Source organism: Ruegeria sp. CJ2 (genome assembly GCF_056536745.1).
This window is the reverse complement of sequence record NZ_JBQFQF010000009.1, coordinates 72,828-87,633: the sequence shown is the minus strand read 5'-3', so window position 1 is coordinate 87,633 and position 14,806 is coordinate 72,828. Positions and strand designations below refer to the sequence as shown.

16 protein-coding genes are annotated in these 14,806 nt (G+C 60.1%); 12 read left to right on the top strand and 4 right to left on the bottom strand.

The annotated features are described in order from the left end of the window. Window positions 1-91: 91 nt before the first annotated feature. Window positions 92-424, bottom strand: a complete 333-nt coding sequence (locus ACR0MS_RS14130; protein ID WP_480574357.1) for a DUF1294 domain-containing protein — start codon at window positions 422-424, stop codon at window positions 92-94. A 57-nt stretch (window positions 425-481) separates the two neighbouring features. Between ACR0MS_RS14130 and ACR0MS_RS14125 the strand changes: the two genes are divergently transcribed. From ACR0MS_RS14125 to rarD, 9 genes are all read left to right on the top strand, one after another. After that, window positions 482-1,051, top strand: coding sequence for a helix-turn-helix domain-containing protein (locus ACR0MS_RS14125; protein WP_180887564.1), 570 nt, complete (start codon window positions 482-484; stop codon window positions 1,049-1,051). Continuing rightward, window positions 1,052-1,675 (top strand): LysE family translocator, encoded by a 624-nt coding sequence (locus ACR0MS_RS14120; RefSeq protein WP_480574353.1) that lies wholly within the window; start codon window positions 1,052-1,054, stop codon window positions 1,673-1,675. 4 nt (window positions 1,676-1,679) lie between these two features. Continuing rightward, window positions 1,680-2,060, top strand: coding sequence for a GFA family protein (locus tag ACR0MS_RS14115; RefSeq protein WP_480574350.1), 381 nt, complete (start codon window positions 1,680-1,682; stop codon window positions 2,058-2,060). A gap of 15 nt (window positions 2,061-2,075) precedes the next feature. Next, window positions 2,076-4,529: a GcvT family protein gene (locus tag ACR0MS_RS14110; RefSeq protein ID WP_480574347.1), complete on the top strand. Its 2,454-nt coding sequence runs from the start codon at window positions 2,076-2,078 to the stop codon at window positions 4,527-4,529. Window positions 4,530-4,532: 3 nt separating this feature from the next. Further along, complete coding sequence (locus ACR0MS_RS14105) at window positions 4,533-5,585, top strand: alcohol dehydrogenase family protein (RefSeq protein ID WP_480574344.1); 1,053 nt, start codon at window positions 4,533-4,535, stop codon at window positions 5,583-5,585. A gap of 14 nt (window positions 5,586-5,599) precedes the next feature. After that, the gene (locus ACR0MS_RS14100) at window positions 5,600-6,493 is read left to right on the top strand and encodes a homocysteine S-methyltransferase family protein (RefSeq protein ID WP_480574342.1); all 894 of its coding nucleotides are present in this window, start codon (window positions 5,600-5,602) and stop codon (window positions 6,491-6,493) included. 4 nt (window positions 6,494-6,497) lie between these two features. Further along, complete coding sequence (locus ACR0MS_RS14095) at window positions 6,498-7,442, top strand: GlxA family transcriptional regulator (protein WP_480574339.1); 945 nt, start codon at window positions 6,498-6,500, stop codon at window positions 7,440-7,442. 89 nt (window positions 7,443-7,531) lie between these two features. After that, complete coding sequence (locus ACR0MS_RS14090; protein WP_480574336.1) at window positions 7,532-9,985, top strand: GcvT family protein; 2,454 nt, start codon at window positions 7,532-7,534, stop codon at window positions 9,983-9,985. A 253-nt stretch (window positions 9,986-10,238) separates the two neighbouring features. Further along, window positions 10,239-11,144: an EamA family transporter RarD gene (rarD, locus tag ACR0MS_RS14085; RefSeq protein ID WP_480574333.1), complete on the top strand. Its 906-nt coding sequence runs from the start codon at window positions 10,239-10,241 to the stop codon at window positions 11,142-11,144. Here the strand turns inward: rarD and ACR0MS_RS14080 are convergent. Together ACR0MS_RS14080 and ACR0MS_RS14075 are read right to left on the bottom strand one after the other, a co-directional pair. Further along, window positions 11,135-11,839 (bottom strand): SGNH/GDSL hydrolase family protein, encoded by a 705-nt coding sequence (locus tag ACR0MS_RS14080; protein ID WP_480574330.1) that lies wholly within the window; start codon window positions 11,837-11,839, stop codon window positions 11,135-11,137. The genes rarD and ACR0MS_RS14080 overlap by 10 nt on opposite strands. 2 nt (window positions 11,840-11,841) lie before the next feature. After that, complete coding sequence (locus tag ACR0MS_RS14075) at window positions 11,842-12,252, bottom strand: nuclear transport factor 2 family protein (RefSeq protein WP_480574327.1); 411 nt, start codon at window positions 12,250-12,252, stop codon at window positions 11,842-11,844. A gap of 96 nt (window positions 12,253-12,348) precedes the next feature. Here ACR0MS_RS14075 and ACR0MS_RS14070 point away from each other — a divergent pair, with 96 nt between their 5' ends. Then, complete coding sequence (locus ACR0MS_RS14070; RefSeq protein WP_480574324.1) at window positions 12,349-12,996, top strand: RluA family pseudouridine synthase; 648 nt, start codon at window positions 12,349-12,351, stop codon at window positions 12,994-12,996. Between the two features lie 2 nt (window positions 12,997-12,998). Here ACR0MS_RS14070 and ACR0MS_RS14065 read toward each other — a convergent pair whose 3' ends face one another. After that, window positions 12,999-13,184 carry a hypothetical protein gene (locus ACR0MS_RS14065; RefSeq protein ID WP_480574321.1) on the bottom strand — a complete coding sequence of 62 codons (186 nt, stop codon included), beginning with the start codon at window positions 13,182-13,184 and terminating at the stop codon, window positions 12,999-13,001. Between the two features lie 103 nt (window positions 13,185-13,287). Between ACR0MS_RS14065 and ACR0MS_RS14060 the strand changes: the two genes are divergently transcribed. After that, a complete protein-coding gene (locus ACR0MS_RS14060; RefSeq protein WP_480574318.1) occupies window positions 13,288-13,977 on the top strand; it encodes a helix-turn-helix transcriptional regulator in 690 nt (229 codons plus the stop codon). A 118-nt stretch (window positions 13,978-14,095) separates the two neighbouring features. After that, window positions 14,096-14,767, top strand: a complete 672-nt coding sequence (locus ACR0MS_RS14055) for a YiaD family glycine zipper/OmpA-like lipoprotein (RefSeq protein ID WP_480574315.1) — start codon at window positions 14,096-14,098, stop codon at window positions 14,765-14,767. Window positions 14,768-14,806: the final 39 nt, after the last annotated feature.

Genomic DNA, 14,806 nt, shown 5'->3' with positions numbered 1-14,806 from the left:
GAGATTATTTCAGGAATTCAGTAACTACGTCACTGTAGCAGACAGTTTCCTCTTTGGCTGCGGATAATTTTTGATTGAAAACCCGCGGTGTTCATAGCGTGAGTTGGGTGGCCAGAAAGTACAGAACAGCAACCTGCAGACCGAGCACCAGATAGAGGTACATTGAAAACCGTCGCTTGCGGGTCTTGTGTCGGAAAATCCAGCGTCCCAAAACAGCACCCGGCGCCCCGCCAATTACGGCAAGCCATAGCAGCTTGGCCTCGGGCACGCGGCGTTTGCGACGTTTGGCGCGCAGCTTGTCCCATCCAAATGCCAGCAGGGTCAGAAGGTTAATGGCCCAAAGATACGCGACAGCAATCCACATGCGCGACGAATAGACAATCTCTGCCCGGCACCCAAGTGAAAAAACGCTTGGAAATTTCACCGACTCAGGTCATCGTGAAAAAGTTAGCAGAAATTTCACGAAAGACCGGAGCGCCACGTGAACAGCCAAGCCCCAAACAGGTCGACCCTTGGCGCGGATATCCGGGCATTGCGCAAAGCGCGGGGTTTGACCCTGACCGAGATCGCAGCGCGTCTGGAACGCTCGGTCGGGTGGCTCAGCCAGGTTGAAAGGGACAAGTCCGAGCCGTCAATCTCGGACCTGCGCCAGATCGCCGAGTGTCTGGGCGTGCCGATGTCGATGCTGTTTGCGCATTCTGCCGCCCCAGCGGATGAACAGGGCTACATTGTCCGTGCGGGGTCACGACGCCCGATGGGGTCTGGTGAGGAAGGGCTGATCGAGGAATTGTTGTCGCCTGACCTGACCGATGATTTCGAGATGGTGCATTCCACATTCGAGCCTCGGTCACAGATGCAGACCCCCGCAGATCGCCCGACGCAGGAGGTCGGCTATATGGTATCCGGCCGGTTGGATCTGACGATTGGAGGGCGGCAGTTCTCGGTCGGGCCCGGCGACAGTTTCCGCATCAAGCATGAACCCTATCAATGGGCGAACCCCTATGATGAGCCCGCCGTGGCCATCTGGGTCATCGCGCCGCCGGTGTATTGAATGAGTTTCGAGGCATGGACCATATTCGCGCTGTTCTGGCTGGTCTTCGTTACCACGCCGGGGCCAAATGCAGTCAACTGCATCTCGAACGGGATGAGCCTGCCGTTTCCTAAGGCGATGCTGGGGATATTGGCGATCCTGACACAGGCCACTGCTTTTCTGATCCTCTCGGCGCTGGGGATAACGGCGCTGATCGCGGCCTCTCCCACAGGGTTTTTCGTCGCCAAGCTGATCGGGGCTGGCTTTCTGATCTGGATGGGCATCCGTGGCTGGATGAATGCCAGCAAACCCGCGCCTGCATTCGAGCGGCCCGCGCGCCATGTCTATCTGCATGCGCTGGCCGTGGCGACGATCAACCCCAAAAGCGTGGCCGGGTATCTGGCGGCCTTCTCGCAGTTTGTTCAGCCCGGCATACCGGTCTGGCAGCAGATGGGGGTGATCATGCCCACCGTACTGGTCATTACAACGCTCAGCTATACCGGGTTCACTCTGCTGGGCGCGCTGATGGGCAAGGCTGCGCTGGGAGCGGTGTTCAATGTCTGGGTCCGTCGCGGGATGGCGACCTGTTTCATCATTTACGGCGTGTTGCTGGGCACCAGCACGACGCCTGCAGCAAGGGGGTAGCGATATGCACACCGGTTCCTGTCTATGCGGCAAGGTCGCGTTCAAGATTGACGGAGATCTCACGCCGCCAAATGCCTGCCACTGCGGTCAGTGCCGCAGGCAGTCGGGGCATCTTTGGGCTTCAACCGTCGCGCATCAGGACAACCTCAGCTTTACCGCCAGCGATACACTGGGCTGGTATCGCGCCTCGGACATCGCCAAGCGCGGCTATTGCAGCGCCTGTGGCTCGTTCCTGTTCTGGCAGCACAATGACGAGGACACGATTGCGGTTTCAGTGGGGTCGCTGGACGAACCCACCGGTTTGAAACTCGCCCAGCACATCTTTGTCGCGGACAAGGGCGATTACTATGATATCCAGGACGATCTGCCCCAGCGGGCACACTAACAGGGGATCAAGACCATGAGTGATTTTCCAACCAAGGCCCGTGTGGTCATCATCGGCGGCGGCGTTGTCGGCTGCTCATCACTGTATCATCTGGCCAAGAAGGGCTGGACCGACTGCGTTCTGCTGGAGAAGAACGAACTGACCGCAGGCTCGACGTGGCACGCGGCGGGCAATGTGCCGACCTTTTCGACCTCATGGGCGATCATGAACATGCAGCGCTATTCGACCGAGTTGTATTCGCGCCTTGCGGATGAAGTCGATTACCCGATGAACTACCACGTCTCGGGCTCGATCCGTCTGGCGCACAGCAAGGAACGGATGCAAGAGTTCGAACGCGCCCTGTCCATGGGTCGCTATCAAGGCATTCCGATGGAGATGTGGACTGCGGAAGAGGCCAAAGAGCGCTATCCCTTCCTCGAAACCCACGACCTTGAGGGCGTGTTGTACGACCCGACCGATGGCGATATCGACCCGGCGCAGTTGACGCAGGCTCTGGCCAAAGGCGCGCGTGATCTGGGGCAAAAGATCATTCGCTTTTGCCCGGCAACCGGCGTGACTCAGCACGACGACGGCACATGGACCGTTCACACCGACAAAGGCGATATCGCCTGTGATTATGTGGTCAACGCCGCCGGGTATTATGCGCAGCGCGTGGGTGAGATGTTCAAGCCCTTTGGCGGACGCACCGTGCCTGCGATGGTCATGAGTCACCAGTACCTGCTGACCGACGAAATCCCCGAGGTTGAGGCATGGTCAAAGGACAACGGTGGCAAGCTGCCGCTGCTGCGCGACGTGGATATCTCGTATTATCTGCGGCAGGAGAAGAACGGCTTTAACCTTGGCCCGTACGAGCCAAACTGCAAGGGCCATTGGATGACCGAAGACGATCCGATGCCCGAGGATTTCAGTTTCCAACTGTGGAACGACGATCTGGACCGGATCGAAGACATCGTCACCGACGCGATGGAGCGGGTGCCGCTGATGGCAACCTCGGGCGTCGGACGTGTCATCAACGGCCCGATCCCATACGCACCCGATGGCCTGCCGTTGATCGGGCCGATGCCGGGTGTGCGGAATGCGTTTGAGGCGCATAGCTTTACCTTCGGTATCGCGCAGGGCGGCGGCGCTGGTAAGGTGCTGGCCGAATGGATCGTCGATGGCGCGACTGAGTGGGACATGTGGGCCGTCGATCCGCGCCGCTACACCGACTACACCGATCAGGACTACTGCAACCAAAAGGGTATTGAGGTCTATGGCAACGAATACGCCATGCACTTCCCCCATCACGAATGGCCTGCGGCGCGCGACAAGAAAGTCTCGCCGGTTCACGCCAAGATCAAGGAACTGGGCGGTGTCATGGGGGCCTATAACGGCTGGGAACGCGCCAACTGGTTCGCCAAGCCGGGTGACGATACCTCGCTTGAGGCCACGCATACATGGGGGCGCTCGGGTCCGTGGGAGCAGCGGATCAAGGAAGAATGCGAGGCGGTGCGCGACCATTGCGGTGTGCTCGACCTGCCGGGGTTCTCGCGGTTCAAGGTGCAAGGGCCGGGGGCTGACGAATGGCTGCGGGGGCTTGTGACCGGGTCCCTGCCCAAGATTGGTCGTGTCGGGTTGGTCTATTTCTCGGACGACCGCGGTCGCATCCTGACCGAAATGTCCGTAACCCGCGAGGCCGAAGACCTGTTCGTGCTGGTCACAGCCGCCACCGCGCAATGGCATGACAGGGAATGGTTGGAACGCCATATGCCTACTGACGCAGCCTTTACGCTGGAGGACTGGACCACGCGCATGGACACGCTGATCGTGACTGGTCCCAAATCGCGCGAGGTGCTGAGCAAGGTTTGCGAAGCCGACCTGACGCTGCCGTGGCTCAGCTTTCAGGAAAGCGAGATCAAAGGCGGATGGGTTGCCCTTCTGCGCGTGTCCTTCGCCGGAGAACTGGGGTGGGAGGTTCACGCCGAAAACGCGGACATGCCCGCGATCTATGACGCGATCCTTGAGGCCGGGGCAAAACCGTTCGGCATGTATGCGCTGAACTCGCTGCGGATCGAAAAAGGCTACCGTGCTTGGAAGGGTGATCTGTCGACCGATTACACGTTGCTGGAAGGTGGACTTGATCGTTTCGTTAAACTGGACAAGCCGCAAGACTTCCCCGGCAAGGCCGCGATCCTGAACGAAAAGCAGCAGGGGGTGAGAAAGTCGTTCGTGACCCTGACGGTTGAGGCTGGTGAGTGCGACGCGCCCTACATGTCCTGCATCTGGCAAGGCGATCAGATCGTGGGTGAGACGACCTCGGGCGCATGGGGATATCGTGTCGGCAAGTCCATCGCGCTGGGCATGATCAAGTCGGAACTGGCCAATCCCGGCACCGCGCTGGAGGTTGAAATCTACGGCCAGAAATACCCCGCCGTGGTGCAAGAGGACCAGCCGCTTTGGGATCCGGCCAACGACCGGCTGCGGGCCTGATCCATGGCTGTTCCGCGCGTCATGCAGGGCGTTCACCTGACCCGCCACGGTGGGCCAGAGGCGTTGGAGTGGCGCGCGGATATCCTCGTGCCACAACCCGGACCCGGTCAGGTTTTGGTCCGGGTTGCTGCCGCGGGGGTGAACAATACCGATATCAACACGCGCGTGGGCTGGTATTCCTCGGACGTGACCAGCGCGACGGACGCGGTGGATCAGGATGTCGACGCAGGCGGCTGGGGCGGAGCATTGCACTTCCCGCGCATTCAGGGCGGCGATCTGTGCGGTATCGTTGAACTTGCAGGGCCAGAGACAGGCTTCACCAAAGGCCAGCGCGTTACTTGCCCAATCAACCTGCCGCGTCCACGCCCCGGCAATCCGACCGGGTTCATCGCGCTGGGGTCCGAGATCGACGGGGCTTTCGCGCAATATTGTCTGGTCGAGGCGGCTGATCTGTACGACGTATCGACCTCCCCCCTGTCAGATGTCGAGATCGCGGCCATCCCCTGCGCCTTTGGCACGGCTGAAAACCTTCTGACCCGCGCAGGCGTGACGGCCGGGCACAAGGTCCTGATCACCGGGGCCTCGGGTGGGGTCGGCCTTGCCGCCGTGCAACTGGCCCGGCTGCGCGGGGCGACCGTGTGGGGGGTCACCAGCCCTGCCAAGGCTGAGGTGGTCAAAGATCAAGGGGCCACGGATACGTTCGACCGTGGCGCGCCTTTGCCGAAAGACATGTTCGACGCGGTGATCGACGTCGTCGGCGGCCCCGCATGGCCCGACCTGATCCTGTCGCTGAAACCCGGCGGGCAGTATGTCGTCTCGGGTGCCATTGCCGGACCCATCGTTCAGGCCGATCTGCGCGATATCTATTTGCGCGACATCACTATCCACGGCTGCACCCATCAGGCGTTCGAGGTCTTCGGTCGATTGGTCGAACTTATGAACGCAGGCCGGATCAAACCTTTGATCTCAAAAACCTACCCGCTAAGAGATATCGCCAAAGCGCAAGAAGACTTTCAGTCCAAGGCGTTTGCGGGAAAACTGGTTCTCATTCCCTGAGGAAAGGTAAGGCAATGGCGGATATCACCCTGTTGGACGGCTCGATCGGGCAGGAACTGGTCAAACGCGGCGGCGAAAAGCCGACGCCTTTGTGGTCGACGCGGGTTATGATAGACCAACCCGATCTGGTGGGTCAGGTCCATGCGGATTACTTCCAACGGGGCGCGACGGTTGCCACCACCAATACCTATGCCGTCCACCGCTCGCGCCTTGTGCGCGAAGGGATCGAGGATCAATTGCCCAATCTGATCGACACAGCGCTGACACAGGCCGAAGGTGCGCGGCCCGCGTCGGGTGGCCGGATCGCCGGGGCGCTGGGGCCTTTGCTGGCCTCGTACCGGCCCGACCTGAAACCGGATGTCGAGGAAGCCGCCTTGAAATATGCGGAACTGGTGGGCCTGATGAACGACCGGGTGGACCTGTTCCTGCACGAGACGGTGTCGTCCTTGCAAGAGGCCGAAGGCGCGTTGCGCGGGACGGAAAGCGCAACCAAACCCGTCTGGCTGGCGCTGTCGGTGATGGATAATGACGGCACCCGCCTGCGTTCGGGCGAGCCTCTGGCGCAGGTTGCTCCGCTGGTCGATCGCTTTGCGCCGCAAGCGGTTCTGATCAACTGCACCCGCCCGGAATCGGTAATGCCCGCGCAGACGATCCTTGAAACGATGGGCCGCCCCTTTGGGGCCTATGCCAATGGTTTCACCGGCATCACACAAGGGTTTCTGGAAGACGCCCCCACCGTTGACGCGCTAACAGAGCGCCATGACCTGACCCCCGAAGCCTATGCCGATTTCGCAATGTCCTGGGTCGAACATGGGGCCACCATCGTCGGCGGCTGCTGCGAGGTCGGCCCCGATCATATCGAGACGCTGGCCCACGCGTTGCACGCCGCCGGGCACCGGATCGTTTAACCCGATGGCGACACAGCAGCACTTCGATATCCTCGTCGCCCCCGGCTATGTGCTGCTGGAATTGGCGTCGTTGGTCGAGGTGCTGCGGCTGGCCAATCGCGTCTGCCCGCATCCGCCCTTTACCTATACGTATAAATCCCTGAAGGGCGGGCCTATTCATTCCAGCAGCGACGCGATGATCCAGACCGAGGCTGTCAGTGCCCAGCCCAAGGCGGATTACCTGTTTGTCATCGGCAATTCCGACCCTGACCACCCCGACCTGTCATTGGGCCGCGTGGTGTCGGATTATACCTATCGCGGCGCACAGGTGTTTCTGTTGGCCGAAGCCGCCAGCCGCTATATCGACGAACACGGCACCGAGGATATGGCGACCCATTGGGAAAACGCCTCATTCCTGCGCGAACGTGGCGCCCGGTTCGAGGCCAAACTGTCCATCGCCACTCAGCAAGGCGCTGTCGTAACCTGCGCGGGGATGGAGGCGACGACGGATGTGGCATTGTCAGTCATCGGCCGCCATATCTCGGGACCCGCCAAGATGACCGTTGCCGACATCATGCTGCACGAGAACATCCGCGATTTCTCCTCGATGCAGCCGTTTTCCGGCACGCATCTGACGGCGACCGGGGATGCCAAGCTGGACCAGTGCATCAAGCTGATGCAGGCCAATATCGAGGACCCTCTGCCGATCCATCAGATCGTCGAGGAACTGCACCTGTCCAACCGCTCGCTTGAGCGGAAGTTCAAGACCTTCTTCGACACCACCCCCAACGGGTTCTACCGCGAGATGCGGTTGGCCAAGGCCAATAACCTGCTGCTCAACACCACCATGAGCGTGCGCGAGATCGGCCTAGCGTGCGGGTTCCCGAACGGGTTTTCGTCCGTCTACAAAAGCTTTTTCGGCGTCACGCCCTTTGTCCTACGCCGCGAAAAGCGCGCAGCACATCGGTGAAAATTACCAATTTTGTGACGCTTTTGACGCATTTATTGTCGATCCTTCATGGCATTTTGGTCCAAACCTGACAGTGCGGAGATTTCAGGATGGTTGATCTTCCCCAAAAGGCCCGCGTGGTCATCATCGGCGGCGGCGTCATCGGATGCTCGGTCGCGTATCACCTGACCAAGAAGGGCTGGAGTGATGTCGTTCTGCTGGAACGCAAGCAACTGACCAGCGGCACCACCTGGCATGCCGCCGGTCTTATCGCGCAGTTGCGGGCGACGGCGAACATGACCAAACTGGCGAAATATAGTCAGGAACTTTACGGCTCGCTCGAGGAAGAAACCGGGGTGGCCACCGGATTCAAACGCTGCGGCTCGATCACCGTGGCCTTGTCCGAAGAACGCAAGGAAGAGATTTACCGTCAGGCTGCCATGGCCCGCGCCTTTGGGGTCGAGGTCGAGGAAATCTCGAACGAACGCGTCAAGGAGATGTACCCGCACCTGAATGTCGAGGACGTCAAGGGCGCGGTCTATCTGCCGCTGGACGGGCAGGGCGACCCGGCCAACATCGCGCTGGCGCTGGCCAAGGGCGCGCGGCAACGTGGCGGGATCGTCAGAGAACGGGTGAAAGTCACCGATATCACCAAACGGGGGCGCAGGGTCACGGGTGTTGACTGGGTCGCCGATGACGGCAGTGCCTCGGGTCATATCGAATGCGACATGGTCGTGAACTGCGCGGGCATGTGGGGACATGAGGTTGGCCGCATGGCAGGCGTGAACGTGCCGCTGCACGCGTGTGAGCATTTCTATATCGTCACCGAAGGGATCGACGGGCTGACCCAATTGCCGGTGCTGCGCGTGCCGGATGAATGCGCCTACTACAAGGAAGACGCCGGTAAAATCCTGCTGGGCGCGTTTGAACCCAACGCGAAACCGTGGGCGATGGAGGGTATCCCCGACAGTTTCGAGTTTGATCAACTGCCCGAGGATTTCGATCATTTTGAGCCGATCCTCGAAGCTGCCGTGAACCGGATGCCGATGCTGGCCGAGGCGGGGATTCACACCTTCTTTAACGGCCCGGAATCCTTCACGCCCGACGATGCCTATCATCTGGGCCTCGCGCCCGAGATGGACAATGTCTGGGTCGCGGCCGGGTTCAACTCGATCGGTATCCAATCCGCCGGGGGCGCGGGTATGGTGCTGGCCGAGTGGATGGACAGCGGCGAGAAACCGTTTGATCTGGGTGATGTGGATATCAGCCGGATGCAGCCGTTTCAGGGCAACAAGCAGTATTTGTTTGAACGGTCCAAGGAAACGCTGGGCCTGCTCTATGCCGACCACTACCCCTATCGTCAAAAGGCCACCGCGCGCGGGGTACGACGCACGCCGTTCCACCATCACCTGCTGGAACAGGGTGCGGTCATGGGTGAACTGGCCGGGTGGGAGCGCGCCAACTGGTTCGCCAATGCAGGTCAGGAACGCGAATACCACTATAGCTGGAAGCGCCAGAACTGGTTCGAGAATTCTGCCGCCGAACACCGTGCGGTACGCGAGAATGTGGGCATGTATGACATGTCCTCCTTCGGTAAAATCCGCGTCGAAGGGCCGGATGCCGAGGCGTTCATGAACTACATTGGCGGCGGAGACTATTCGGTGTCCAATGGCAAGATCGTCTACACCCAATTCCTGAACCGCACAGGCGGGATCGAGGCAGACGTGACTGTCACCCGCCTGACCGAGACCGCCTATCTGGTTGTCACCCCCGCCGCCACCCGTCTGGCCGACCAAACCTGGATGCAGCGTCACGCGGGCGCCTTCAACGTGGTCATCACCGATGTCACCGCAGGCGAGGGCGTTCTGGCCGTCATGGGGCCCAACGCGCGCGCATTGCTGCAAAAAGTCTCGCCCGCTGATTTCTCTAACGCGGCAAACCCGTTCGGCACCGCGCAAGAGATCGAAATCGGTATGGGCCTCGCCCGCGCGCATCGCGTCACCTATGTGGGCGAACTGGGGTGGGAGATCTATGTCTCCTCCGACATGGCAGGCCACGTATTCGAAACCCTTCACGAGGCCGGGCAGGACATGGGCTTGAAACTCTGCGGTATGCACATGATGGATTCGTGCCGGATCGAGAAAGGCTTTCGCCATTTCGGTCATGACATCACCTGCGAGGATCATGTGGTCGATGCCGGGCTGGGCTTTGCCGTGAAAACCGATAAAGGCTGCGATTTCATCGGGCGCGAGGCGGTGATCGCGCGGAAAGAAACCGGACCACAAAGCCGGTTGGTTCAGTTCAGGTTGACCGACCCGGAGCCGCTGCTCTTCCACAACGAACCTATCCTGCGGGATGGGGAATATGTGGGCTATCTGAGTTCGGGCAACTACGGTCACACGTTGGGCGGAGCCATCGGACTGGGCTATGTGCCCTGCGCAGGCGAAAAGGCCGCCGACGTTCTGGCCTCAAACTATGAGATCGACGTCTGCGGCGTGAAGGTCAAAGCCGAAGCCTCGCTGAAGCCGTTTTACGACCCCAAATCGGAACGGACAAAAGTCTGAGGCGCAGGAAGGGGGCGCTGCCCCCGCCGCGGCACGCCGCGACTCCCCCGGGATATTTGAGGCCAGATGAAGCAGGGGATCCGTTCTTCATCTGGCTGTAAATATCCCGGAGCGCGAGGCAGAGCCTCGCATGTTGAGCCGGTGCATCGGGCGCGACACATCAGTTTTCATGATGAGGGTCGTCACAGATTTCGCGGTTTTCTTCGCAACTGCATTTGCCTTACAGAGCTTCAAGATCGATCGGAGACTCACCATGGCAGACGCCCCTGTACCGCCGAATAATGCAGACACGCCGAGGGGGTTGGCTCTGGCGGTTACGGCCTATGTTTTGTGGGGGTTTCTGCCGCTCTACATGAAGGCATTGGCGCATATTGGCCCTGTTGAGATTGTGGCGCATCGGGTCATATGGTCCGTTCCCGTGGCCGGTGCGTTGCTGATTGCGCTTGGGCGAACTGCGGACCTGAAAGCGGCATTGCAAAACCCTCGAATGTTGGGCATGGCCTGTTTGACCGCTGCGCTGATTTCCGTAAATTGGGCGATCTACGTCTGGGCCATTGCCAGTGGAAACGCGTTGGACGCGGCGCTTGGGTACTATATCAACCCTCTGTTCAGTATTGCGTTGGGTGCGGTTCTGCTACGGGAACCGCTTAACAAAACGCAGTTGATTGCTGTCGGTCTTGCCGCCGCCGGAGTTTTGGTCTTGGTGCTTCAGGCAGGGAGTTTGCCCTGGGCGGCCTTGGGCCTGATGGTCAGTTGGGGGTTCTACGCATTCTTCAAGCGTTCGTTGCCTATCGGCCCAAATCAGGGGTTTCTGCTTGAACTTCTGATCCTTTTGATCCCTGCCCTGGTATATGTGACATGGCTTGGCGCAGAAGGTTCCGGACATTTTGGGGCAACAGTTTCAGACACCATGTTGCTGGCCGCCGCCGGGGTGGTGACAGCCGTCCCGCTGCTGGTTTATGCGAACGGGGCCAAGTTGGTGCGCCTGTCGACGATGGGCATATTGCAATACATTGCACCGACCATGATCTTCATCACTGCGATCACAGTTTTTGGCGAGCAGGTGGACAGGGGGAGGATGATTGCCTTTCCGCTGATCTGGGCCGCGCTGGTCGTGTATTCGATCCCGATGATCCGGCAGATACGCGCTCAGGCGTGACGGAGGAGTGCTGCGGCTTCGGATGCCCAGATTGCATAGGTTTTAGGGCTGGGATGATAGCCGTCCGGCGCGGCCAATGCCGGATCGTCAGGCAAGTTCAGCGTCAGATGACGCGCCTGAGAAAACCCGGCGGTGACCTGTTGCAAAGCCTGATCCAATCGGGCGGCTTGCTGGCCCAGAACCCAGGCCAATGGCTGCGGCAGCGCCGGGAACCGGGCCATCTGGGGAACAGCAGTCGCAACGATGCGACGAACGCCAAGCTGCTGGATCAGAAGGGACATCAACCGCGTTTGTCGCTCAGCGAATTTCTTGCGTGTGACACCGCGCGTGACATCATTCACACCCAGCGCTGTGACTGCCATGTCAAACTGACCGCCTAAATCCTGCAGACGGTCAAGCGTATCCTGGGTGGTGTGACCGGTCATGGCTTCAAGCTGCCATTCGACGGTGTAGTGCCGGGACAGTTCCCGGACCAGATGTCCAGAAAGCGCCTGTGCCTGTGTGCCAGCGCCGACGCCGGCGGCTGAGCTGTCCCCGGCGATTAGAAGACGCAGGCGCGGCCCTCGTCCGTCGCAGCCGCTGCGGGGGCCAATGGGTTCGGGCAGAAGTTGCGCTTTGCGACGGACAGACAGGCCTTGCGCGGCCAGAACTGGCAGCAATGGCACACGCAACAACTGGTCTGCGGCAACTGGCATGATCAGCTCAGTGCGTTTTTGTATTCCAGAAAACGCGGATCGGTCATGACACGGGCCATCATCGCCTCGCGCAGGGCGCCAATCGTCTTGTAGGGGCGCATGACGACTTCGAATTCCTGTATCAGACCCTCGTCATTCAAGGTAATCAGATCGACGCCGACCGCGTCCAGATCGCCGACCTTGCACTGAAATTCCAACGCCCAGTCTTTGCCGTCGCCCATAACCCGGCGATAGCGAAAATCCGAGAACACCTGCCCCACATGTCCCAGTACCGCCGCCACCGGAGCGCGCCCTGTCCACGTGTTGTAGTAGGTGGGTGGTGAAAACCGCACATCCTCGGCCAGCAGCTCGTGAATTTTGGTTTCGTCACCTTTGGCAACAACTTCTTGCATGCGCTCGATTGTGGGATGCATGATCTTTCCTCCGCTTTTGGCGCAGAGTTGCGGAACTGTGCGACGCAAGCAAGGACGACGTTGCGGGAGGCAGCAGGCTGCGATAGGCAGGCGCGCATGAGCGAACCCTATTCTCCGCCCCAAACACCTTTGGACGTGCTGTATGAAGACGCGCAACTGATCGTGGTGAATAAGCCATCGGGCCTGTTGTCGGTTCCGGGCCGCGGAGAGCATCTGGCTGATTGCCTGTTGACGCGAGTGCAGGCCGCTTTTGCGCAGGCCTTGCTGGTGCACCGGCTGGATCGGGATACGTCGGGGGTGATGGTGTTCGCGCAGACCCCGCACGCCCAACGGCATCTGAGCATGCAGTTCGAGAAACGCCAGACCCGCAAAACCTATGTTGCGCGTGTGTTTGGCAGGGTTGAGCCCAGAACCGGCACCATTGATCTGCCGCTGATCGTGGATTGGCCCAATCGCCCGCGTCAGATGGTGTGTCATGAGACAGGCAAACCCGCTGTCACGGAATGGCGTGTTGTCAAACACCAAGGCGACACGACCCGTGTACGCCTGTTTCCAAAAACCGGGCGGTCCCATCAGTTACGGGTCCACATGCAGGCATTGGGGCACCCAATTCTGGGCGACCCGTTTTATGCGGACGGCGCGGCGCGCGACTATCCGCGCCTTATGCTGCATTCTGAAGAACTGCGCCTGAAAAACCCCGAGGGCGGCGTTTCAATGAAATTCCGTGCCGCCCCCGACTTTTAAGGTCAGATAGCACTGCTCCAGAGCAGCTTGAGATTGCCCAGAGAAAACCGCCTTGTGCGTCGTCTGGGGGTGCAGCGCTGACGGCTCTTTGCGATTTCGCGCTCAATTTCAAAGGCGCGCAGGCTGTGCTTGTCGGACCATTGACCCAGTTTGAGGGTCATCAGAACATGATTGTCTCGGCTTGGCATGGAGGGCATCCTTTTTCGTGTTGGTCCAGCCTTGCCGATCACTGCTGACACCACCCTGTCAGGGGAGTGTGTTAGAGTGTCAGCAGTTTAGCCGGAGATTTCCATGCGCCGTTCGACTCGTTTGTTTGAGATCATCCAAATCCTGCGCGCCTCAAACGCGCCCGTCACCGCCGAGATGCTTGCCGAAAAGCTCGAGGTTTCGGTGCGGACGGTGTATCGCGACATTGCCGCGTTGCAGGCGCAGCGCACCCCAATCGAAGGTGAGGCAGGCATCGGGTATCTGATGCGCCGTGGTTATGATCTGCCGCCACTGAACTTCGACGCGGAAGAGGTCGAGGCATTGTGGGTTGGCCTGTCCATGCTGGCGCGGACCGGCGACAGCACGCTGCAACAGGCTGCCGATCGGGTGTGTCGCAAAATCGACGCCCTGCGCGCGCCGGCGGATTGGCTGCAAGTGGCCCCGTGGGGTGCGCCCACGGACGACCCTGAAAAGGGATGCGTTCAGGTCGTGAACTATCGTGAGGCGATCCGGTCCGAGCGCAAGATCCGTATCACCTATGTCAATTCGGACGGCGAACGGACAGAACGGACCGTCCGCCCGGTTGCGCTGATCTATCATATCGAGTGCACGATGCTTGCCGCATGGTGCGAGTTAAGAAACGGGTTTCGCCATTTTCGGACCGACCGCATCTGGTCCTGTGACTTGATCGACGATCACTTTTGCGGTCAAGGCGCGCCGCTTCGCGCGATATGGCAAGAGCAAAATCGCTGGGACGCTGCCACACAACAATGATTGGCAGGTAACTGCCGATATCACCGGATTGTTGCTTGAGCCTGCGCTGCGTCGGCGCGATATACTGCACTGAACAAGATGGCCCCGGCAAACGGGTGCCAGAGCAGAAGGTGATTTCATGACCGTTTCCAAGTTTGTTGTTTCCGCCGGGCTGTGCTCGGCAATGTTTTTGGGCGCGTGTACCGACCCCGGCACGCTGAATTTGCCAGCCGATCCAAACCAGAACACAAAACAGGGTGCGATCCTGGGCGGTTTGGTTGGCGCGGGTGTTGGCGCGATTGCGAATGGCTCTGATCCGCTTCTTGGCGCGCTGGCCGGTGGTGCGATTGGTGCGGCTGGCGGTGGCCTGATCGGTAACCAACTGGACCAGCAGGCCGCAGAACTGCGCCAGCAACTGGCCAATCAGGGGATCACCGTGACCAATGCCGGGGACCGGCTGATTGTCACCGTGCCGAACGACATAACCTTTGACACCGACAGCTCGACCGTGCGCCCGGCGCTGCGGGCTGATCTGGTACGGGTGGGGCAAAACCTGGTGAATTACCCCAACTCGACCGTGCAGGTCATCGGTCATACGGACAGCGACGGTGAGGCGTCGTACAATCAGGCCCTTTCAGAACGCCGGGCCCGCTCGGTCGCCGATATTTTGCAGGCCAATGGTGTCAACAGTGCCCGGATCAGCACGATTGGACTGGGTGAGAACCGCCCAGCGGCCTCGAACCTGACACCCGAAGGCAAGGCCCGTAACCGCCGGGTTGATATCGAGATCATTCCAAACGGGCGCACCTGAACCTGACGGGGTACCGTCAGGTGCCTTGGCTTTTTTGCA